The following is a 19,725-nucleotide window of genomic DNA, read 5'->3' as shown; positions in this document are numbered from 1 at the left end:
TTTGTTAGCCAGAAAGGAGCGAATATGAACATTCAGTTTCACCATATCCAAATCACAGTCAATGATGTAAAAAAAGCAGAAGGCTTTTATGATCAATTATTTGCACTATTAGGTTTTGACCTCCAGAAGAAATATTCTGGGTATTTAGAACATGCTGATATGGAAGTAGTAGAATATATAGGCGATTCATTTGATTTCGGCATTTGTTCCCTACGAAAAGAATGGAAGAACGAGAAAATCGATTCAAGAAAACCTGGCTCTGTTCAGCACATAGCATTTAAAGCGGAAAGCCGCGAAGTCGTAGATGCGATTTTTCCCAAAATAAAAGCTTTAGGGGTAAAGATCCTTCATGATCGACCAATGGAATACAAAGAGCGCATCGCCCCTAACTACTATGCCTTATTTTTTGAAAGCCCAGAAGGCATTCGTTTTGAACTATTTCATTATGCCTGATTCCTTGAACTAAAAGAGCGTGACATGAACTTGTTGCGTGAGCGTGTTCCTATTCAGGTGATCTTTCATTATGGGGTTCGGATGATCATGCGATTTCAGAGACAAACTTTTTTAAAACCTGTCATCAGGAAAACTAGAACATTCTTTTTAAAAGTACGTCCGTTTGGAAAAAAAAACTATTTGATTTCTAAAATTCATTTGGACAATTCAAAAACAAAAACTTAACTCATGTGTTAAAAAACGTTCGAATTTTTATCATTCTAGAAGCGAGTGCACCGTGGGTCAATGAGGATTATTGGGTTGATTGCACGACACTTAAGAGATGGAGGAAGATCAATATGGATCAGAGGGTTCAGCAAGACATCGAGGCAATCATTTCCCATCAATATGATCATGGCGCCGATTTATGGTCGACGCCAGACCATAAATTACTAAAAGGAGCACCCTTTACGACCTTAGAAAGTCCTCTTTATTTACTTGAACTTGGCATGTCACGTGAGGAGAACTTATTAAAAGAGACATCCGCATTGATCTTTCAAGGATGGAGAGAAGACGGCAGATTTAAAATTTCTCCGTCAGGGGGGATCTATCCTTGTCATACGGCATTGGCTTTGCGAACGCTGTGTGCTCTTGGTTACGCAAGGGACCAGCGGCTGCAACAGACCTTTCACTATTTTCTTGCTACTCAGGAAGCAGATGGCGGCTGGAAGTGCAATAAGTATAGTTTTGGTCGCGGCCCTGAGACCCACTTTTCCACGCCAATGACGACGTTAACGGTCCTTGATGCCTTTCGCTATACTCATGATCGTGAACAGATGGAAACGCTTAATCAAGCACGCGAATTTTTGCTTGCTCATTGGGAGATCCGTCAGCCAATCAGTCCCTGCCATTATGGGATGGGCACATTGTTTATGCAGACAGAATACCCCTTTAGAGGGTACAATCTTTTTTATTATCTGTATGTCTTGTCTTTTTATCCTTCTGCCAGAAAAGACGCACGATTTTTGGAGGCTTTGCAGCAGTTTGAATCGAAAGTTCAAAATGGCAATGTCATCGTAGAACGGGTCGTACCCAAACTGGGGAAACTGAATTTTTGCCAAAAAGGGCATATCAGTCCCTTTGCCACACAGCGTTACCAAGAAATTCTTGCTCGATTGGCAGAGGATTGAGGAAAAAAACAGCCCTTTGAAAGGTTCCCCCCATCTAGACGATTCTTTTTCTTTTCTGGTACACTGTCTGTAAAGAAGCAAGTGATTAATCAACAGAGAGGAGAAAGACATGCAAAAAATATATCTTGTTGAAGATGATGCAACGATCGTCTCTGTTCTAGCAGAATATTTGCAGCAATGGGGGTACGAATGTGTTTCCGCGAAGAATTTTGCTAGCATCTTGCAAGAGTTTCATGAGATCAAACCGGATCTCGTTCTTTTAGATATTTCGCTGCCTTATTACAACGGGTATCATTGGTGCCAAGAAATTCGCAAGAAGTCAGAAGTGCCGATCATTTTCCTTTCGTCGATGGATCAACAGATGAATCAGATCATGGCGATGAACATGGGAGCAGATGATTATTTAACAAAACCCTTTGATTTAGCCTTCGTTTTGGCAAAAATCCAAGCATTGCTGCGGCGCAGCTATCAGTATAGCCACCAACAAGCGCTGACCTTTGAGATAGGGCAAGTAACCTTTTATCCCACAGAAAATGTATTAAAAAAACAGGGGGAACAGTTGCCACTGTCTCCAAATGAAGCTCGGATTCTTTCCTTGCTTTTGCAGCATCGAGGGAAGATCGTAGCCAAAGAGACCATCATTGAAATGCTCTGGAATAGTGAAGAATTCATCGATAATAACACATTAGCGGTCAATATGACCCGCTTGCGAAAAAAATTAAGCCAGATCGAACTATCCGATTTGATCCAGACGGTAAAGAATAAAGGGTATTTGATAGAAAAGGAACACGCCTATGACTAACGTGAAAGAATATTTCGTCCTTTATGGAAAGTTTTATCTCGTTTACCTGCTGTTTAGTGCGGGCCTATTTGGGCTATTCTTTCTCCACAGCCTTTCGTTGGAGCCCTTCATTGACTATGTGGTCTTTTCAGGGGTGATCTTAGGGGGACTTTCCCTTTTTCATTATTTTCGTTACGCACAAAAAAGAAAGCAGCTGCAGCATTTATTAAGAAAAGAACGTATGACGGAAGCGGCGTTGGCGTTCTTGCCTGCCACTCGAAATCGTTTAGAAGACGAATACCAAGCCCTTCTTAAACAATTGGCAAGAGAAAAAACCACTTCTGATTACAAGGCAGCGTTAAAAAATGAAGAAATTTATGAAGATTTCGGCTTGTGGCTTCATCAAATCAAAACGCCTCTAGCTGCGCTGGATCTTTTGGTCCAAAGCGATTCGTTGTCACCGACGGAGGTCAAAGCGGAATTATTTAAGGTGAATGATTACTTGCAAATGATGTTGAATTATTTACGACAAAATTTAGCGAATGAAGATTTTGTCTTTGAGTCGATTGCTTTAGCGCCCCTCGTTCGTCAAACGATCAAAAAGTATGCCTTGTTTTTCTCGAAAAAGAATCTGCAACTGGACATGGCGGTGGATTTGACGGTGACATCCGATCGAAAGTGGCTCGTTTTTATTTTTGAACAGGTTCTTTTCAACAGCTTGAAGTATACCGAAACTGGTGGCATCAACGTTTTCACTAAAGACAATGCCTTAGTGATTCAAGATAGCGGCATTGGTATTCGTAAGGAAGACTTGCCAAGGGTGTTTGAGAAAGGATATACGGGACAAAATGGTCGCTTTCAGCAACGAGCGAGCGGGCTAGGCTTATATATGAGTCAACAAGCGGCTGAAAAAATCGGCTGCCGTTTAGCGATTGATTCTGAAGTAGGACAGGGAACCATCGTCACACTTCATTTTCCCACCACAAATAACGGATAGCCGCAAACTTTCAACACTGTAAGTTTGCGGTTTTTATTGTAAGTCGCTTTTTTCTGCCAGTCAGCTTATTCTAAAAAGGAAGGAGGGAACAAGATGACACTTTTAAACATTCAACAAGTAAAAAAAATCTATCAAAGCCAGCTGAACGGACAACCCGTTGAAGCGTTGAAAAATATTACCTTTATGGTAGAAGAAGGGGAATATGTCGCTATCATGGGGGAATCAGGTTCGGGAAAGAGTACGTTGCTGAACTTGATGGCGACGTTAGACCAACCAACAGCAGGTGAAATGCAGCTGAATGGCATCGATCTGACCACGATCAAAGAAAAAGACGCAGCGAGTTTTCGACGGGATCACTTAGGCTTTGTTTTTCAAGACTTTAATTTATTAGACACCTTTTCGGTAAAAGACAATATTTTATTGCCATTAGTTTTATCAAAAGTTTCCGTCAAACAAATGGAAAAGCAGCTTCAACCTATCGTACAAACTTTAGGGATCGCCGATTTATTGCAGCACTATCCGTATGAATTGTCTGGCGGACAAAAACAACGAGTTGCTGTCGCACGAGCGATCATCACAAAACCAGAATTGCTATTAGCAGATGAGCCAACCGGAGCGCTGGATTCGAAAACCTCTGATCAATTACTGACATTATTTCAACAGATCAATCAAAATGGACAGACGATCGTGATGGTCACTCACAGTTCGATCGCAGCCAGTCGCGCACAACGCGTCTTGTTTATCAAAGACGGGTATGTGTTTCACCAGCTGTATCGAGGGGATCGCAGCAATACCGCTTTTCTAGAAGCAATAGCCGAAACAATGACTGCTGTCTTTGCAAAGGAGGAGTAACCAATGTTCTTTCAAAAAATCGCCTTCTCCAATTTGCGTAAAAATGCCAAAGCTTACACACCCTTTTTATTATCTATGAGTTTCTTGGTGGCTGTTTTGATGATGACGCAAATCATCGTGAACAATCCAGGAATGAAGGAACTTCCTAGTAGTCAAAGCGCCATCTTCATGTTTCGTTTAGGAAATATCATCCTCATGATTTTTGCGGCGATCTTTTCCTTTTACACCAATAACTTTTTGATCAAACAGCGAAAAAAAGAATTTGGTCTCTACAATGTTTTAGGACTAGGAAAACGTGAGATAGCCTTCGTGGTCTTTTGGGAACTCTTTTACAGTTTTCTCATTAGCCTTGCCGCCGGACTGATCAGTGGCTTATTGTTTGCACGATTAGGATTTTTGATACTGAAGAAAATCTTAGCCGTAGGCGAGTTCTTTGTCTTCAAACTGTCATTTGAGAGTATTGGCTTGGTGATCCTGTATTTTATGTTCGTCTTTGGTTGTTTATTTTTATTTGACATACTGCAAGTACGCAAAACCAATCCACTTCAATTACTGCAGGGAAGCAAGCGAAATGAAAAAGAACCACGAGCAAAAGGTATTTTGGCACTATTAGGTGTCCTATGCTTAGTGGCAGGCTATACGATCTCTGTGACGATCAAGTCGCCCATCAGTGCATTAGGCCTGTTCTTTGTCGCCGTCGTCCTCGTAATCTTGGCTACCTATTTGTTGTTTATTGCGGGCAGTATCAAAGCATTGCAGTTTTTAAGAAAACGAACGACCTATTATTATCAAACGCCCCATTTTATCAATGTCTCTACCATGTTGTATCGGATGAAGCAAAATGCGGCTGGTTTAGCAAGTATTTGTATTTTATCAACGATGGTGTTAGTGACCGTTGCTACGACCGCCAGTCTTTATTTTGGACAAAAGAATGTGATCGAAACCCGTTTTCCTTACGATGTTCAAATTGAGTCAGCGGCTGATTCCCAGCAAATCAACACAGCAATTAATGGACTTGAAGAGAAGCTAACGATCAAAGAGCGCCAGCAAGTCACTACAACAAGACCGTTGCTTTTTACCTTTGAGGAACCAAATTTTGTTCCCTCAACCACTTTTGAAGAAAATAGCGGTAGTTTAGATAAAGCCGTGTATCTTATTTTTCTTACCAGTTCTGAATACCATGAAATCACCGGGAAAACAGGACCCGCTGACGACGAACTATTCGTTTTTCCCGCCACCTGGACGCATCAAGCATTACCAGAAAAGACGACGATCGATGATCGTCAATTTCGCTTGCGGGAATTGAAAGAACTGCCAACATTCACGAAAACAGAAAACCCCGTTCAGCATCTTGTTCTCGTGGCGGATGATCAGTGGCTTGCCGAAAAGCTAAGCGCTTGGTATCAAAACGAAGAGTTTCAACTTTACCAGCAACCAGTGACAACAACAGTCTTTAATTTTCAAACAGAAGAAGTAAGCGATCGGGAAGCCATCGCAAAAGAGATTCGCAGCGAACTTCTGGCAGCAGATGCTCAGGCGAGCGTTGAATCAAAAGATCTTTTTGAAGTTGAGACAAAAACCTTTACCGGCGGTTTTTTCTTCTTAGGCTTGATTTTTGGTGTGATCTTTATTTTAGCTGCTGCATTGATCATTTATTATAAACAAGTTTCCGAAGGGATGGAGGACAAAGAACGTTTCGAGATCTTGCAAAAAGTTGGGTTAAGCCATAAGGAAGTCAAGCAAGTGATCCAGCAGCAAGTTTTGATGATCTTCTCATTTCCTTTGGTGGCAGCGATCATCCATTTGGCGTTTGCTTTACCAATGATTCGAAAATTACTGATTCTTTTTGGTCTGACGGATCGTAACTTATTGATTACGGTAACGATTATTTCTGTCCTGTTGTTTACAATGATTTATCTGCTGGTGTATTTCATCACCGCAAGAGTCTACTATCGATTGGTGGAGCGCAAACAGTAGCGGGGGGACAAATGCTATTTTGTCAGACGATAGCTAGATGGATTAGCCGTCACCGCCAAGAGCTACAAAAAAATAAAATGTAAGAACACCTCATCCATGAAGCGACGCTCAAAAGTTAGAATTTTTGGTCTAACAGTTTGGAATCACTACATGATTGAGGTGTTTTTTTGATAGGCACGCCCGTTAGCCCACTTTTTAGAGTTGAAAAAAATCCTTAGGTGACCTATAGTGAAAAGGAGTAAAGCACGGGTATAGAGTGCCGCGCGATTGATAGTCATTTCAAAATAAAAGAGATCATGTGATCCAAAAAGGAGAAAGCCCTATGAAAGAGCAGCCGATAACCATTGGATTCCCCTTAAGAGGTGAGTGGCTTGCGCCGACTACACCAGCCGAGAAGATTCCTAGCCATGGTACCGATCGAATGGGGTTGCGTTATGCCTTTGATTTTTTACAAGTTAATTTTGAGGGGAAAACCAAAGCTTTTCATGATCGAAGCTTTTTGCGCTATTTCTTCTTAGGGGTCCCGCTGGAGAGCTGTTATTGTTGGGGCGAAAAAATCTATGCGCCTTGTAATGGCGAAGTCATTGTTGCAAGAGATGGCTATCGGGAACGGAAAATCGTTCACTGGATCAGAGATTTTTCGATCGCTGTAAAAAATGGTTTGTTTTTTAATGAACAAAAAGATGATTATCAACAAATAGCTGGCAACTACATTGTGATAAAAGCTTCTGAGGGCGTTTATATGGCATTTGTTCATCTGCAAAAAGGATCTGTCACTGTTTCCGTAGGACAAAATATCACCAAAGGGATGGTGATCGGAAACGTTGGCCATTCGGGAAATTCGACTTCGCCTCATCTGCATTTTCAAGTGATGGACACAAGTGATATCGGCCGTGCAAAAGGTCTTCCTTGCCGCTTTGAAGAATATGAAGTGTACCAAGCAGGGGGATGGACAAAGGTGCAGAATCGGATACCAGGAAGTACGGATCGGATACGATTGTTGAAGGAATACTAAGGACCAGTTTTGAAACATTCGCATCAGGGCTTGCAGGATGCTCAACTGAAAGAACGTTTAAAAGTCTTTGGACTACTTTTAAGTACGTGAAATAATCTTAGGCTTTCAAAATTTGTGAAGAAAATGAAATGCAAGGAGAACAAATGAATCATTTACCCAATATCCTTACCACATCTCGACTGATTCTCGCACCACTTTTACTATTCCTTCAGCCAATGTCTGGCTGGTTTTGGCTGCTCTATTCCTATTGTTTTGTAAGCGACCTCGTCGATGGGCTGCTTGCAAGAAGGATGAATCTTACGAGTGAGGTGGGTGCCTTACTAGACAGTTTCGCAGATGTAAGCTTTTTTCTCGCAGTTTTTCTTTCTTTTCTACCACAGTTGTTGGCGGCACATACGCTTTGGGTCTGGCTACTAGTGATTGCTATGATTCGTTTTGTCAGTTATCTGATTGGCTATGTAAAATATCGGTCTTTTAGTAGTCTGCATACATGGCTCAACAAAGCAGTCGGTTTTCTTTTAGGTAGTTTCCCATTGCTGCTCATGGTGAGTCCTGCAAAAATTGTTGTCTTGATTTTGGGGACCATCGCCACTGTTTCCGCATTAGAAGAATTGCTGATAACGATCCTCTCAAAAAATCTGGATAGAAATCAAAAATCGATATTCGAAAGTTTTAAGTAAGGCGCCTCTATCATTGAGGGCCTTTTTTTGCGTATTCATCGCTAATAGACTTTTAAAAGACCCTTCAAAACAATTTTAAAAATAACATTGAAAACAATTTTTAATGGTATTATGCTTATCTTTGAAGGGAGGCTTCACAAATGAATAGACAAGAACTGCATGCATGTATCAGTAAAAACCAGCCTAATATTTGCCAAATTGCTGCCTACCAAAATGGAAAGGAAGTTTACTCGGATGAATGGCATGAGTATAAGCCAGAGGATACTTGCCACCTTATGTCCGCTACGAAAAGTATCGTTTCTCTACTAGTTGGGATAGCGATCAATCAAGGCCTCATCAGGAGTGTCAATGACAAAGTCCTCGATTATTTTCCAGACTATCAAGTAAAACGGGGCGAAAAAACGATTCAGGATATTACGATCAAACACCTATTAACGATGCGAGCCCCGTATAAATGCAAAGGTGATCCATGGACAAAGGTTTGTTCGAGTGACGACTGGACCAGCGCCTCGCTTGACTTATTGGGAGGAAGAAAAGGGGTGACAAATGAATTCAATTATCAAACCGTTTGTCTGCAGATCCTCACTGGTTTGTTAGCGAAAGCTTCTGGAATGACGACCGTTGATTATGCGAACCATTATTTATTTCGACCTCTTGGTGTAGCCGAACTGACCAATTATTATGCGGAAACGGCACAAGAGCATAAGCACTTTACGATGAGCAAGGCACCAAAAAAACCGGTTTGGTTTTGCGATCCTTTAAATATTGGCACTGCAGGTTACGGGCTTTGTCTTTCAGCAAAAGATTTAGCCAAAATCGGTGAGCTATGCTTGAACCAAGGCATCCATCAAGGACAACAAGTGATTTCTTCACAATGGCTCACTGAAATGGTCAATCCGCTAGAGACAAACATAGAGAAATTTCAAAATATGAGTTATGGGTATTTATGGTGGATCTTGGATGCTGAGAAAAGCACCTATGCCGCCATCGGCAATAGTGGAAATGTCCTTTATATTGATCCCGAATCAGAGACTGTTATCGCCATTACGGCGTATTTTAAGCCAACTGTCTTTGATCGCATCGACTTTATCGAGACAGAGCTAAAACCGTTCCTTTTGCACTAATGAGCGTTAAGAAAAAGCAGTCTGCTGTCAAAAGTTGATTGCTTTTTTTGTAGACGAAAGCTTAATGATCCCTTTTGTGACTATGGCAGGCAGGTGACCTACTGATAAAGCTCGGCTGCTAGCCTTTTTATGAAATTATAATTTAGCAATTTGATCCCGCAGGTAGGAGGCTAAATCAATAATAAACGGAAGATAAATGAGAAATGAATAAAATGACCAAACTATCAACGACGTAAACTTGGTATACTATAATTGAGAAGAAAATCACAAGTGAAAGGAGTGGTTGGGGTGTTTTCAGAAATCAGTATCTATCAAGTGAAACCCAGTAGTGTTGAGACCTTTGAAGCAGTCATGCAGGAAGCAACAGAGGCAATGAAGGCCATGGAGGGGGCTTTGTTCTTTCGATTAATGAAACGAACCCATTACATCAAAGAAATGAGGACCATCAAGGAAGGTCGCCTGCCAGATCCATTGACGAGAGTCATAAAATGTGTGAAATATGCTCACTATTGGGAGTTTGATAGCGAAGAAAATTATGGCAAAGCTCAAAAAAAGTTGTATGAAAGTTACTGGAAAGCAATGGAGAAATGTTTGATCGTTCCCCACGACAAACTATTGGGGGAAGTTCTTGAGTGCTCGCTTTAGTACCAAATGCTCTCCTTCTGAACGGACTTTTTGTTGCAACTGTTAAGAAAGGACAGGGTAGAAATACAACGGATGTTAAAAAAGTCATTTGAACGTTTGAATGGAGGACTGGTATTTTTTTTAAACACTCTATTTCTTGAAGGAATCTAAAAGGAGGAAGCCCCGATGGCACAGGTTGCTTTTCATAATTCGTACAAATTAAAAAAAGGCGTTTCAACAGCGGAATTTGTTCGTGTCGTTGAACAATTAAACCGAGAATACATTTCCAAACAAAGAGGATACCTTTCTTTTGAATTATTAGTAGATGGAGAAACTTGGGCGGACATCACCAAGTTCGAAACGAAAGAAGATGCGGAAACATTTGCCCGATGCGGCACGCCTAATGCCTTTGCACAAAAGTTTTATTCATTCATCAATCTAAACAGTTGCAGCTCTCACCTATACACCATTAAAAAAACGTTCCAATAACTAGCCACTATGGAATGAACAGCTCAAAAAACAATTCATATGAAAAGAGGAACTTCTTATGACAAAACCAGCAGAATGGTATCAAGGAAAAGTCGGTCGGGCAGAACATTTGGTCTATTTAAATAAGGAAGCCAAAGAGCTTGAGAAACTGATTCACGGTGACAAAACAATGATCATTCGGGGGGCAGCCGGCAGAAAATCACCTTTAGGAGGAAGAGCCAAAATCAACGATCTTGTGTATTTTGTGGAGACTGGCGGCGATTTGACCATCACTCATCGGGGCATCATTGCCAACGTGATTGAATCTGAAAAGATGACGAAAGAAGAATCCATAGATTTTGTAAAACGCTATGAAAAAGAGTTGAATTTATCGAAAAAACAAGTCGATCGTTGGGCAGGGAAAAAGTATCTAGCGGTCTATGAAATCGCTGAATTAGAAGAAATAACACCATTTCAGTACAATCGTGAAAAAAATATGGATGATTGGGTCATCACAGATGATATCAACAAAATCAAATTGTAACGTAGCGAAAACCTTAAAAAACGAAGCGCAAAGGAGTTGAGTGGAAGGATGGAAGGCAAAAAGCAATTGTTTCGAGACAAAAACGTGAAACCAACAGAGCAGCTGATTGCAGAATCTTTGGGTGAAGGATATGTCATTTATCAACGTTTTATCGAAACCCTTGAAAACGAGGGCATCTCTCTTATGGATTGGCGCTATTACCAAGATGGAAAAGCGTGGTTGTCCAAAGGCGAATACAAATGGACAACGACTCGTGGAACGAATAAAGTGAAACCAATTTTTTGGCTCTCGATGTGGGAGGACTTCTTCAAAGTCTCCTTTCACTTTAGCGAGAAAGTCCGAACACAGTTATTGTCTTTACCAGTCAGCGATGAGACAAAGGAAACCATTCTTAAGGCGCCAACTAATGGCACGAAAATGAAGTTTTTTTCTGTGATTTTTGATGTCGCTAATCCATCACTCTTTGAAGATATCACCGAATTGATCGTGTTCAAAAAAAGTAAATAAAGTAAGAGTATGTTTATTTAACTTGGATAGTCTGATTTTATTACATCTATCAAAAAGGAATCTTTGTTATAGTTTACCCATTTTTTAGGTTAAGAAAAGTAAAAGTCAATCAGAAGACTCTAAGTTTATCGCCTTTCCTCTGATTGGGTTTTAATATAAGTAACTCTTGGAAAACCAACGCTAATTTTGATTAGATTATCGGATAAAATTCACAATGAAATAAATTTTACTCGCTAAATATGCTATTATGGGTAAAATATGCTTTAATTACTTTTGAATTGATGTAAGACACATTGGAAAAGGAGAAAAGACAAATGACTATTCAACGAATCACAGCTTGCGTTCAAGTCAAAGGAGACTATCAGAAGTGTTATCATTTTTATACGGAAAAAGTTGGTTTGGTACCAACTTATGGCGATGAGTCAGGTCCTTATACAAGCTTTGCATCGAAGAAAGAGGAGGCGCCTTTTTTTGGTATGTTCCAAGTGGATGCCGTGATCGATCAAGTGGAGGGCTATCCGATTTCGGATAATCGGATTTCATCTGATACGCTTTCGGCAACGTTTCACACCACGGATTTTGAAGAAGATTATACGAGAATGAACAATGCTGGTGTAGTGTTTGAAGTGAGTAAAACCGTTTTGGGGGAAGGGGACCAAGCTTTTCATATTGCCTATTTCCGCGATCCAGAAGGAAATTTGCTAAGCTTGGAGGATGGCGGTGTCTAAAGAGTTCACATTCAAAAAGAATCAGAAAAAACGTAAAGAAAGATTTATCTCATAATTGTTTTGAGATAAATCTTTTTTTATTTGAAATCATTCCTCTATAAAGCGTTCCTTCATCCGCTCCAAGAAAAGTCCAGAGGCTTTTGAAAAAACTTGGGTGTTCTTCCAAATGACTGCAAGATCTGATTCAAGAGTGGGACTCAATTTTCTAAAGCATAAAGGACTGTCAGGGGTGAAGTTGATTAATTTGTCGAGGGTCAATGCATAGCCGACGCCTTCTTCAACCAACTTTGACGCATTGTACACGAGATTATACGTGGCAACGACAGTCAATTTGTTCATGTCTTTTTTCAACCATTTAGAAAGCTCATTGCTGACCAGACTTTGTCGTGAAGTAATCAAGGGAACCTCCCAGAGATCCTTTGGTGTGATGACTTCGTTACTAGCAAGGGGACTGTCTTTTCGCATCAAGACGCCCCAGGTGTCTCTGGCAGGTAAGCGCAAGGAATGGTATTTTTTGACGTCGACGGGGCTGATCACGACGCCAAAATCCAACAATCCTTTGTCCAACCGTTCTTTGACCTCGTCAGCATTGCCACTAAATAAATGAAATTTGATGTTAGGGTATTCAACCTGAATCTCCTTGATGATTTTTCCCAACAGCTGGATCACATAGGTTTCTCCAGCACCGATCGACACGTTGCCCGCAATCGTATCTCGAGGCGACAAAAATTCTGAACGGGTCTTTTCTAACAATTCTACAATTTCTTCCGCCCGCTTACGAAACAAGAGGCCATCTTCCGTCAGCGTAATTTTGCGATTGCCTCTGGTGAACAGCGTGACACCTAATTCTTTTTCTAACTCCATTAACTGTCGTGACAGGGATGGTTGCGAGAGATGCAGATGTTTTGCGGCAGCTGAAATCGTTTCTTTTTCTGCAACTGTTAGAAAGGTGGTTAAACTTTTTAATTCCATAGGTCTATACTCCTTTTTCTATGCTATATATGAATAGTTGGGTATTTGATATTAGTATTTTACATAGAAAGTTGCGGCAAGTACAATAGGTTTATCCAAAAATAGCTCAAGCGATCAAGAAAAAACGATCATCCAGACCTTGATCATTTGAGAAACATTGGAGAATCGCCCTAAGGTACAGGATAGTTGACCGAGAAAGAAGGCGAATGAAATGAAAAAATGGCAAAAGAAGGCCCTTGTGTCTTTAGTTGTGCTGGCACCGTTGGTTTTAGGTGCTTGTAGCAGCAATAATGAGGAGACGAATGAAGAGCCGCAAGCCAGCTCAGGAGGAGAAACGATGACAGAAAATGTTTCATTGACAGATGAATGGGATAAAGTTTTCCCAGAAAGTGACACGGTGAATCACCGAAAAGTGACTTTCCAGAATCGTTACGGGATCACTTTAGTTGCGGATCTTTATGAACCAATTGATGCGCAAGGACCACTTCCAGCAATCGCCGTTAGCGGACCTTTTGGAGCAGTCAAAGAGCAGACATCTGGTCTATATGCACAAACGATGGCAGAGCGTGGTTTTGTTACGATCGCTTTTGATCCGTCCTATACAGGTGAAAGCGGTGGCGAACCACGCTATGTGGCTTCCCCAGACATTAATACAGAAGATTTTCAAGCAGCCGTCGATTTTCTATCTGTCCAAGAAAACGTAGATGAAGAAAGAATCGGTTTGATCGGGATTTGTGGCTGGGGTGGTCTAGCTTTGAATGCCGCAGCTATCGATACCCGTGTGAAAGCGACTGTTTCTGCCACCATGTATGACATGTCGAGAGTCAATGCTCAAGGGTATTTTGATGAAATGGGGGCTGAAGGACGCCATGAATTGCGCCAGCAGCTGAACGCCCAACGTACAGTTGATTTTGCCAATGGCAGCTACGAACGAGCAGGTGGGGTACCAGATACACTGCCAGAAGATGCGCCTGTCTTTATGCAGGATTATTTTGATTATTACAAAACAGACCGAGGCTACCACGAACGTTCCTTGAACTCTAATGATGGTTGGAATGTCACGTCTTCGCTGTCATTCTTAAATATGCCACTTTTGTCTTACATTGATGAGATCCAAAGCGCCGTTTTATTGCTTCATGGAGAAGAAGCCCACTCACTTTACTTCAGTCAAGACGCCTTTGAGCAATTGCAAGGCGATAACAAAGAGCTGACAGTCATTCCTAATGCTTCGCATGTTGATCTATACGACCAAACAGAGGTGATTCCTTTTGACCAAATGACCGAATTCTTCCAAGAGCATTTGAATTAAACCGCCACAACCAGCTGCACGACTGTTCAGTCCCATATCTTCTGCTGAGCAGTCGTGTTTTAGAAAATAAGCATTCCGTTGCCCGCCGCTACATCGAATCATCAGCAGAAAGGAGCGAAGCCATGTTGATAAAACTCATCCCTGCTGTCTTGCTGTTCCTACTAAGTGCCTGTGGGACAAGTGGAACAGAGGAGAGGCATGCGCTGTCTGCCAGCGAAACTTCCTCTGAGGCAAGTCAGGATCATGATCAACCGACGATTGAATCAGCAACAGATGTGGTCATTACGGTTGGTCAACAGGATTTTATAGCGAAGTTTTATGAAAATGAGGCGTCTGAATACCTAATGAATCAAATGCCCTTCACGTTGACAATGAGTGACTTGAACAACAACGAGAAATATTATCGTTTTTCTGAGAATTTGCCAGAAATGACTACAGAACGGCCGGAGATCATTCACGAAGGAGAAATCATGAGCTGGAATAGTCATACGTTGGTGCTGTTTTATCAGACCTTTACCAATTCTTATGGTGGCTATAGTCGTATCGGCGTTATTGAAGATCCAGCAGGATTAAGAGAAGCAATGGGGGGAGAGGACGTGGTGGTTGTCTTTTCGCTAGAAAATACTCGTGAGTAACGAATGATTAGGAGAAAAACAAATGACGATCGATCAATTAAACAAACTTATGGCAAGTGGTGAACCCTTACTTGCCGGTTCGCAAGCTTCAAAACAAATGGTGGCTTTGAGTGCTGAGGCGAGAAAACTGACCATGAAAATCAATATGGCTTATCATGAACCTCATGAATTACAAGAACTTTTTGCCCAATTGACTGGGAAAGCAGTTGAACCGACATTTTCGCTTTTTCCGCCTTTTTATACAGATTATGGCAAAAACATCCAAATTGGCAAAGGGGTGTTTCTTAACGCCGGTTGTCATTTTCAAGACCAAGGAGGGATCACGATCGGTGATGATACCCTAATTGGGCATAACGTTGTTCTAGCTACCTTGAATCATGGCCTTCACCCTGAAGATCGTAGCACGCTTTATCCAGCCCCCATTACGATTGGGAAGAATGTCTGGATTGGCTCAAATGCAACGATCGTTGCTGGTGTGACCGTCGGTGACCATGCAATCATTGCTGCTGGGGCAGTGGTGACCAAAGATGTCGCTGAGCGCACGATCGTGGCTGGTGTACCTGCAAACTATGTCAAAGAGGTCACTGAGTAAGCACAATAGCAATGAGTAAGAAAAAAACTGCTGTTCGCCTTGTCGCTTTTGAAGCGATGAAGACGAACAGCAGTTTTCTTATTCTTGAGGCGGCTCGCTCGTATTGGAACCGGCGAAGTTTTCGATCAACGATTTCACATCCAGACCGAGGGTTTCTTTCAATGTTTCTTGTGTGGTCGACAAAAGATTGGTGGCGTAATTGGTGACACGATTGGCACCGCCGCCTTCACCTGATCCTGTATCAACGACCGAAATTTTATCGATATTACCTAATGGGGCGGCAGCCTCTTTGACTAATTGCGGCATGATCTCAACGATCATGCTAAGGATCGCTGCTTCATCATATTTCTTGAAGGCTTCGGCGATTTTTTCCTTCGTTTCAGCTTCCGCCGTTCCTTTCGCCAAGGTCGTCTCGGCTTCTGCCAAACCAATCAGACGAATTTTATCGGCTTCAGCTTTTGCCAACGACTCTGTTCGAAACTGCTCAGCTTCAGTGGTTGCTAACGCAGACGCTTTTTTCGCTAATGCTTCTTGTTCAAGCGCATAACGATCGGCATCGGCTTTTTTCTTGATCTCAGAATCAAATTGGCGTTCACGACGCAAGATTTCTTTTTCTTCCAATTCGATTTGTTTTTGTCGTTCAACGACTTCAACTTCAATCTCTTGTTCTCGAACTTTTTGTTTCATGATGGCACTTTGCAGATGATAGGCTTGATCGGCATCGGCTTTGGCGATGTCTTGTTCTTTCTTATAAAGCGCCAACTTCAATTCTTTTTCCTTTAATGCTTCAGCGATTTCGGTCATGCGTTTTGATTCCGCTGTTTGCGATTCTTGTTCCGATTGGGCTTTTTTGATGCGGGTTTCTTTCAGCGCTTCGGCTTCTGCAATTTCAGCATCCCGTTTGACTTGGGCGATTCTAGGTTTTCCAAGAGAATCTAAATAGCCATTTTTGTCTCGTACTTCTTTGATCGTAAAGGAGACAATGATCAAGCCCATTTTCGCTAGATCGACAGAGGCCACTTCTTGCACGCTTTGGCTGAATTTGTCGCGATTTTGATAGATTTCTTCGACGGTCATCGAACCAAGGATCGAACGCAGGTGACCTTCCAAGACTTCTCGTGCCTCATTTTCTAATTCTTCACGGGTTTTTCCTAGAAACTGTTCCGCTGCCGTTGCGATTTCTTCTACGGATGAGCCGATCTTGATAATGGAAGTTCCATCACACATAACGGGAACTCCTTGTTCCGTATACACTTCTGGTGTTGAAACATCCAGCTTGCTGGAAAGTAAGCTGATTCGGTTTGATCGTTGGAACACTGGCAAAACAAAGGCTCCGCCACCACGCACGATTTTGATTTTGTTATTGCTCTCATCCGCATGAACATTTTTGTTGCCAAGGTAACTTCCGCTGATAATCAACGCTTCATCGGGCTTGGCTGTTTGATATTTCGTGACAAAGATGATCAAAAGCATCAGTAAAATGAACGCCACGATTGCGATCGGAAAGACAATTGGTGATAAGAAAATATCCATAGATGCACCTCTTTAGTGATTTATTTTAGTTGTCCAAAAATTTTTCTGTATAGGGAACGACGTAGCAAATACGCTCTTTGACTTCAATAATCAACACTTTTGATCCTGCTGCTAATGGTTCATCGATAGGTTGAAAAGCCGAGGCTGGCCGATTACTTGAACCAGTGACACTTGTGAGTTGAATTTCACCCATTCCTTCACAAGGAATCGGCGTCAGCACCGTTGCGATTCGACCTTCAAAGTCTTTCTCGGAACTCGAAAGCGTCGCTTCAGCATTCCTCATGGGAATCAGCACGTAAAAATTCAAGAGAAAAACGAGCCCTGTAGAAAGACAAGCGCTACCAATGAAAAGCATCATCGAATAGCCTGGGAAAATAGTTTCCCCTATGTAACCGAAAAGACTCGTAAAGGCAAACCAGGGGATGATCAACATCGGATCAATTGGACCATCAAAATCGAAGATATCGCCAAACAGAAGCAGCAAAAAGGCTAAAATGGCACAGCCAATCAATACATACAAATAAATCTGATCAGGTGCGTAAGTGTGCAGCACGTATCCACCTCCTTTCAAATAGAGTGATGTGTAAGAATAATGAAAGCTAAGAAACAATCGAAAGAAGAACGAGGGAAGGAAAAGAACGGAATAGGTGTTATGTTATAATTATACCAATAAATAATAAAAAAATTTAAATAAAATAGTAAAATTGAACAAATAGTACAACAAAGGGAGGTTTATTTTTTTGAAAGAGCCGATCAAAAATCAGCTTTTTTTCATCAGCCATTGACAAACCAGGAAAATCCAAGTAGATTAAATCAGGGTACTAGAAAAAGGCAAAATTAGCTGCAGATGATTTGAATCGTAAGAGGCAGCTTTTATTTTCTATTACCATAGATCGAAGGTAGTTGTTCGCAAACATAAAAGAAGTCAGGAACACTTCTTTTCAACCGACAGTATTGCTAAGAAATAGAGGTGGAATCGATGGATCAAAAAGAAAAAATGTTAGAGCTAATCAAGAAAAAACAAGGCGGCGGCCGTTCAAAAAAAATGGAATCCCCAAAAAATGATCGAAAAAACATGCGTAAAGGCCCGAAAATTTATAATAAGTAAATTTAGCAAAGTAAATGGTAAGAACACTCAAATTCATTGGAGATTTGGGTGTTTTTTGTGTTTTTAAAGCGAGTCTTCTATTAAGCGATAGAATGAAAAAATTACCGAAATATTGTAACCGTTTTCTTTGTTATTCGGATTTTTTGACTTGCTATACTAATGTTATAAGAAAAGTTTTTGAAAGGATGATAAGAAATGAAAATTGTAGGAATCACAGCTTGTACTGCAGGTATTGCTCACACGTATATTGCAAAAGAAAAAATTGAAAATGCAGCAAGAAAGAATGGAGATGAAATAAAAATAGAAACACAAGGTTCCATTGGTGTAGAAAACGAGTTGACGGAAAAAGACATTTTTGAAGCAGATATTGTTTTAATTGCCGCCGATATATCGATCAGTAAAGAGCGGTTTAAAGGCAAAAAGATAGTTGATATTCCAATAAGCTTAATTATGAAATCAGCCGATGGGGTGATAAAAAAGATTCACGAAAAAATGGGAATCTAATATAAGAAAAGAAAGGGAGGATGGAAGTGATGAAAACACAACATGTAAAAAAGCACGTGTTAACAGGTATTTCGTACATGATTCCAATTATTGTTGCAGGCGGAATTTTGGGAGCGCTAGCAAAGGGATTCGGGGGTTATGACATAGGTAGTCTAGTTGAGCCTGGAGCCACACCATTTAGCAATCTTAATCCTTTTAGTTGGATTGGTTTTTGGTGGGGAGTCAATCAGATAAGCTCTTATGCGATGAGTTTTGCAGTGGCAGTAATGACAGCAGGTACTGCCTATTCTATCGCAGGAAAACCAGCAATTGTTTCAGGTCTGGTGCTAGGGTTTGTTGCTACACAAAGTAATGCTGGCTTTTTAGGAGGATTATTAATCGCTTTTTGTATTGGTTGGTTTGTTAATTGGATGAAAACTTGGCACGTCCCAAAATGGATGAAAGGTTTGATGCCTGTATTGATCATACCAACATTAACCTCTTTTGTATGTGGAATGATTTTTATCTCGATCTTATCGCCTCCATTAGCTTTTATAATGAATCACTTTCAGGAGTGGATCATCTCTTTAAATGGAGGGGCAAAATCACTTATTGGGGCGGTGATTGGAGCTGGAATGGGCTTCGACTTAGGTGGTCCAATCAACAAAACCGCTTCACTTGCTGCAAATGCTTTAGGTGCAGATGGTATCAACGGTCCGATGGCAGCAAAAATTGTCGGAGGAATGACGCCACCGATCGGCGCCTTTATAGCAACGGTTATCGCAAAACGCAAATTTTCGAAAGCTCAAATCGAGACTGGAAAAGCAGCATTTCCAATGGGGCTTTGTTTTATAACTGAGGGCTGTTTGCCTTTTGCTGCGGCTGACCCTTTTAGATTCATCTTATGCTCGATGTTAGGTTCATCTGTCGCTGGAGCAATTGCAACGGGGATGGGTGTTGAGTCTGTGGCAGCCCATGGTGGGATCTTTGTTATTCCAATGATGGAAAAGCCCTTATGGTTTGTAGTAGCTTTGTTGATTGGATCATGTATTACAGGCTTTATGTATGCCTTTATTAAAAAGAAAGATGTGTTAGACGAAGAGGCAGTGGAATCATCAGTTGATTTAAGTCAAATTGATTTTGAAATAACTATAGAATAGTGAGGGAATAGCCA

23 protein-coding genes are annotated in these 19,725 nt (G+C 41.2%); 20 read left to right on the top strand and 3 right to left on the bottom strand.

Going from position 1 to position 19,725, the window contains the following annotated elements:
* Positions 1–24 precede the first annotated feature (24 nt).
* The 14 genes from IGI72_RS10120 (at position 25) to IGI72_RS10055 (ending at position 11,919) form a co-directional block, all read left to right on the top strand.
* A complete protein-coding gene (locus tag IGI72_RS10120) occupies positions 25–453 on the top strand; it encodes a VOC family protein (RefSeq protein WP_438754040.1) in 429 nt (142 codons plus the stop codon).
* A 338-nt stretch (positions 454–791) separates the two neighbouring features.
* The gene (locus tag IGI72_RS10115) at positions 792–1,622 is read left to right on the top strand and encodes a prenyltransferase (protein WP_438754038.1); all 831 of its coding nucleotides are present in this window, start codon (positions 792–794) and stop codon (positions 1,620–1,622) included.
* 109 nt (positions 1,623–1,731) lie between these two features.
* Positions 1,732–2,424: a response regulator transcription factor gene (locus tag IGI72_RS10110; protein ID WP_010749609.1), complete on the top strand. Its 693-nt coding sequence runs from the start codon at positions 1,732–1,734 to the stop codon at positions 2,422–2,424.
* On the top strand, positions 2,417–3,400 hold the full coding sequence (locus IGI72_RS10105) for a sensor histidine kinase (protein ID WP_142974086.1): 984 nt from the start codon (positions 2,417–2,419) through the stop codon (positions 3,398–3,400). Before IGI72_RS10110 ends, IGI72_RS10105 begins: the two co-directional genes overlap by 8 nt.
* Positions 3,401–3,493: 93 nt before the next feature.
* Positions 3,494–4,252, top strand: coding sequence for an ABC transporter ATP-binding protein (locus tag IGI72_RS10100; RefSeq protein ID WP_010749611.1), 759 nt, complete (start codon positions 3,494–3,496; stop codon positions 4,250–4,252).
* A gap of 3 nt (positions 4,253–4,255) precedes the next feature.
* Entirely contained in the window at positions 4,256–6,229 is a 1,974-nt protein-coding gene (locus IGI72_RS10095) for an FtsX-like permease family protein (RefSeq protein WP_438754036.1), read from the top strand.
* A gap of 322 nt (positions 6,230–6,551) precedes the next feature.
* The gene (locus IGI72_RS10090; protein ID WP_438754034.1) at positions 6,552–7,244 is read left to right on the top strand and encodes a M23 family metallopeptidase; all 693 of its coding nucleotides are present in this window, start codon (positions 6,552–6,554) and stop codon (positions 7,242–7,244) included.
* 128 nt (positions 7,245–7,372) lie between these two features.
* On the top strand, positions 7,373–7,924 hold the full coding sequence (locus IGI72_RS10085; protein ID WP_156236699.1) for a CDP-alcohol phosphatidyltransferase family protein: 552 nt from the start codon (positions 7,373–7,375) through the stop codon (positions 7,922–7,924).
* A gap of 140 nt (positions 7,925–8,064) precedes the next feature.
* Complete coding sequence (locus tag IGI72_RS10080; protein WP_438754031.1) at positions 8,065–9,048, top strand: serine hydrolase domain-containing protein; 984 nt, start codon at positions 8,065–8,067, stop codon at positions 9,046–9,048.
* 270 nt (positions 9,049–9,318) lie between these two features.
* A complete protein-coding gene (locus IGI72_RS10075; protein ID WP_438754029.1) occupies positions 9,319–9,693 on the top strand; it encodes a hypothetical protein in 375 nt (124 codons plus the stop codon).
* 165 nt (positions 9,694–9,858) lie between these two features.
* The gene (locus IGI72_RS10070) at positions 9,859–10,161 is read left to right on the top strand and encodes an antibiotic biosynthesis monooxygenase family protein (RefSeq protein ID WP_438754027.1); all 303 of its coding nucleotides are present in this window, start codon (positions 9,859–9,861) and stop codon (positions 10,159–10,161) included.
* Between the two features lie 58 nt (positions 10,162–10,219).
* Positions 10,220–10,684 carry a hypothetical protein gene (locus tag IGI72_RS10065; RefSeq protein WP_428207229.1) on the top strand — a complete coding sequence of 155 codons (465 nt, stop codon included), beginning with the start codon at positions 10,220–10,222 and terminating at the stop codon, positions 10,682–10,684.
* Positions 10,685–10,732: 48 nt separating this feature from the next.
* Positions 10,733–11,191, top strand: a complete 459-nt coding sequence (locus IGI72_RS10060; protein ID WP_074932624.1) for a DUF3788 family protein — start codon at positions 10,733–10,735, stop codon at positions 11,189–11,191.
* A 314-nt stretch (positions 11,192–11,505) separates the two neighbouring features.
* Positions 11,506–11,919 carry a VOC family protein gene (locus tag IGI72_RS10055; RefSeq protein WP_438754025.1) on the top strand — a complete coding sequence of 138 codons (414 nt, stop codon included), beginning with the start codon at positions 11,506–11,508 and terminating at the stop codon, positions 11,917–11,919.
* Between the two features lie 87 nt (positions 11,920–12,006).
* Here the strand turns inward: IGI72_RS10055 and IGI72_RS10050 are convergent, their stop codons facing one another.
* Positions 12,007–12,891 carry a LysR family transcriptional regulator gene (locus tag IGI72_RS10050; protein ID WP_438754023.1) on the bottom strand — a complete coding sequence of 295 codons (885 nt, stop codon included), beginning with the start codon at positions 12,889–12,891 and terminating at the stop codon, positions 12,007–12,009.
* Between the two features lie 211 nt (positions 12,892–13,102).
* Here IGI72_RS10050 and IGI72_RS10045 point away from each other — a divergent pair, with 211 nt between their 5' ends.
* The 3 genes from IGI72_RS10045 to IGI72_RS10035 all read left to right on the top strand — a co-directional run bounded on the left by IGI72_RS10045 (position 13,103) and on the right by IGI72_RS10035 (position 15,427).
* The gene (locus tag IGI72_RS10045; protein WP_375856484.1) at positions 13,103–14,200 is read left to right on the top strand and encodes an alpha/beta hydrolase; all 1,098 of its coding nucleotides are present in this window, start codon (positions 13,103–13,105) and stop codon (positions 14,198–14,200) included.
* Between the two features lie 122 nt (positions 14,201–14,322).
* A complete protein-coding gene (locus tag IGI72_RS10040; protein ID WP_395997883.1) occupies positions 14,323–14,835 on the top strand; it encodes a cyclophilin-like fold protein in 513 nt (170 codons plus the stop codon).
* A gap of 22 nt (positions 14,836–14,857) precedes the next feature.
* On the top strand, positions 14,858–15,427 hold the full coding sequence (locus IGI72_RS10035; protein WP_395997884.1) for a sugar O-acetyltransferase: 570 nt from the start codon (positions 14,858–14,860) through the stop codon (positions 15,425–15,427).
* Between the two features lie 78 nt (positions 15,428–15,505).
* Here the strand turns inward: IGI72_RS10035 and IGI72_RS10030 are convergent, their stop codons facing one another.
* Positions 15,506–16,960, bottom strand: a complete 1,455-nt coding sequence (locus tag IGI72_RS10030) for a flotillin family protein (protein WP_005230116.1) — start codon at positions 16,958–16,960, stop codon at positions 15,506–15,508.
* 25 nt (positions 16,961–16,985) lie between these two features.
* The gene (locus IGI72_RS10025; RefSeq protein WP_438754019.1) at positions 16,986–17,531 is read right to left on the bottom strand and encodes an NfeD family protein; all 546 of its coding nucleotides are present in this window, start codon (positions 17,529–17,531) and stop codon (positions 16,986–16,988) included.
* A 408-nt stretch (positions 17,532–17,939) separates the two neighbouring features.
* Here IGI72_RS10025 and IGI72_RS10020 point away from each other — a divergent pair, with 408 nt between their 5' ends.
* From IGI72_RS10020 to IGI72_RS10010, 3 genes are all read left to right on the top strand, one after another.
* Positions 17,940–18,068 carry a hypothetical protein gene (locus IGI72_RS10020; protein ID WP_005236316.1) on the top strand — a complete coding sequence of 43 codons (129 nt, stop codon included), beginning with the start codon at positions 17,940–17,942 and terminating at the stop codon, positions 18,066–18,068.
* 195 nt (positions 18,069–18,263) lie between these two features.
* The gene (locus IGI72_RS10015) at positions 18,264–18,572 is read left to right on the top strand and encodes a PTS fructose transporter subunit IIB (RefSeq protein ID WP_074932618.1); all 309 of its coding nucleotides are present in this window, start codon (positions 18,264–18,266) and stop codon (positions 18,570–18,572) included.
* Positions 18,573–18,601: 29 nt separating this feature from the next.
* Positions 18,602–19,711 (top strand): PTS fructose transporter subunit IIC, encoded by a 1,110-nt coding sequence (locus tag IGI72_RS10010; protein ID WP_375819649.1) that lies wholly within the window; start codon positions 18,602–18,604, stop codon positions 19,709–19,711.
* The last annotated feature ends 14 nt before the right edge of the window (positions 19,712–19,725 follow it).

It is taken from the genome of Enterococcus sp. DIV1059_2 (assembly GCF_051713685.1).
Classification (GTDB): Bacteria; Bacillota; Bacilli; order Lactobacillales; family Enterococcaceae; genus Enterococcus_D; species Enterococcus_D casseliflavus.
The sequence above is the reverse complement of the archived record's forward strand: the minus strand, read 5'-3'. Positions and strand labels throughout refer to the sequence as shown.

Coding starts and splice junctions, on each gene's coding strand:
- IGI72_RS10120 (WP_438754040.1), top strand. CDS start 25: ATGAACATTCAGTTTCACCATATCCAAATCACAGTCAATGATGTAAAA.
- IGI72_RS10115 (WP_438754038.1), top strand. CDS start 792: ATGGATCAGAGGGTTCAGCAAGACATCGAGGCAATCATTTCCCATCAA.
- IGI72_RS10110 (WP_010749609.1), top strand. CDS start 1,732: ATGCAAAAAATATATCTTGTTGAAGATGATGCAACGATCGTCTCTGTT.
- IGI72_RS10105 (WP_142974086.1), top strand. CDS start 2,417: ATGACTAACGTGAAAGAATATTTCGTCCTTTATGGAAAGTTTTATCTC.
- IGI72_RS10100 (WP_010749611.1), top strand. CDS start 3,494: ATGACACTTTTAAACATTCAACAAGTAAAAAAAATCTATCAAAGCCAG.
- IGI72_RS10095 (WP_438754036.1), top strand. CDS start 4,256: ATGTTCTTTCAAAAAATCGCCTTCTCCAATTTGCGTAAAAATGCCAAA.
- IGI72_RS10090 (WP_438754034.1), top strand. CDS start 6,552: ATGAAAGAGCAGCCGATAACCATTGGATTCCCCTTAAGAGGTGAGTGG.
- IGI72_RS10085 (WP_156236699.1), top strand. CDS start 7,373: ATGCAAGGAGAACAAATGAATCATTTACCCAATATCCTTACCACATCT.
- IGI72_RS10080 (WP_438754031.1), top strand. CDS start 8,065: ATGAATAGACAAGAACTGCATGCATGTATCAGTAAAAACCAGCCTAAT.
- IGI72_RS10070 (WP_438754027.1), top strand. CDS start 9,859: ATGGCACAGGTTGCTTTTCATAATTCGTACAAATTAAAAAAAGGCGTT.
- IGI72_RS10065 (WP_428207229.1), top strand. CDS start 10,220: ATGACAAAACCAGCAGAATGGTATCAAGGAAAAGTCGGTCGGGCAGAA.
- IGI72_RS10060 (WP_074932624.1), top strand. CDS start 10,733: ATGGAAGGCAAAAAGCAATTGTTTCGAGACAAAAACGTGAAACCAACA.
- IGI72_RS10055 (WP_438754025.1), top strand. CDS start 11,506: ATGACTATTCAACGAATCACAGCTTGCGTTCAAGTCAAAGGAGACTAT.
- IGI72_RS10050 (WP_438754023.1), bottom strand. CDS start 12,891: ATGGAATTAAAAAGTTTAACCACCTTTCTAACAGTTGCAGAAAAAGAA.
- IGI72_RS10045 (WP_375856484.1), top strand. CDS start 13,103: ATGAAAAAATGGCAAAAGAAGGCCCTTGTGTCTTTAGTTGTGCTGGCA.
- IGI72_RS10040 (WP_395997883.1), top strand. CDS start 14,323: ATGTTGATAAAACTCATCCCTGCTGTCTTGCTGTTCCTACTAAGTGCC.
- IGI72_RS10035 (WP_395997884.1), top strand. CDS start 14,858: ATGACGATCGATCAATTAAACAAACTTATGGCAAGTGGTGAACCCTTA.
- IGI72_RS10030 (WP_005230116.1), bottom strand. CDS start 16,960: ATGGATATTTTCTTATCACCAATTGTCTTTCCGATCGCAATCGTGGCG.
- IGI72_RS10020 (WP_005236316.1), top strand. CDS start 17,940: ATGGATCAAAAAGAAAAAATGTTAGAGCTAATCAAGAAAAAACAAGGC.
- IGI72_RS10015 (WP_074932618.1), top strand. CDS start 18,264: ATGAAAATTGTAGGAATCACAGCTTGTACTGCAGGTATTGCTCACACG.
- IGI72_RS10010 (WP_375819649.1), top strand. CDS start 18,602: ATGAAAACACAACATGTAAAAAAGCACGTGTTAACAGGTATTTCGTAC.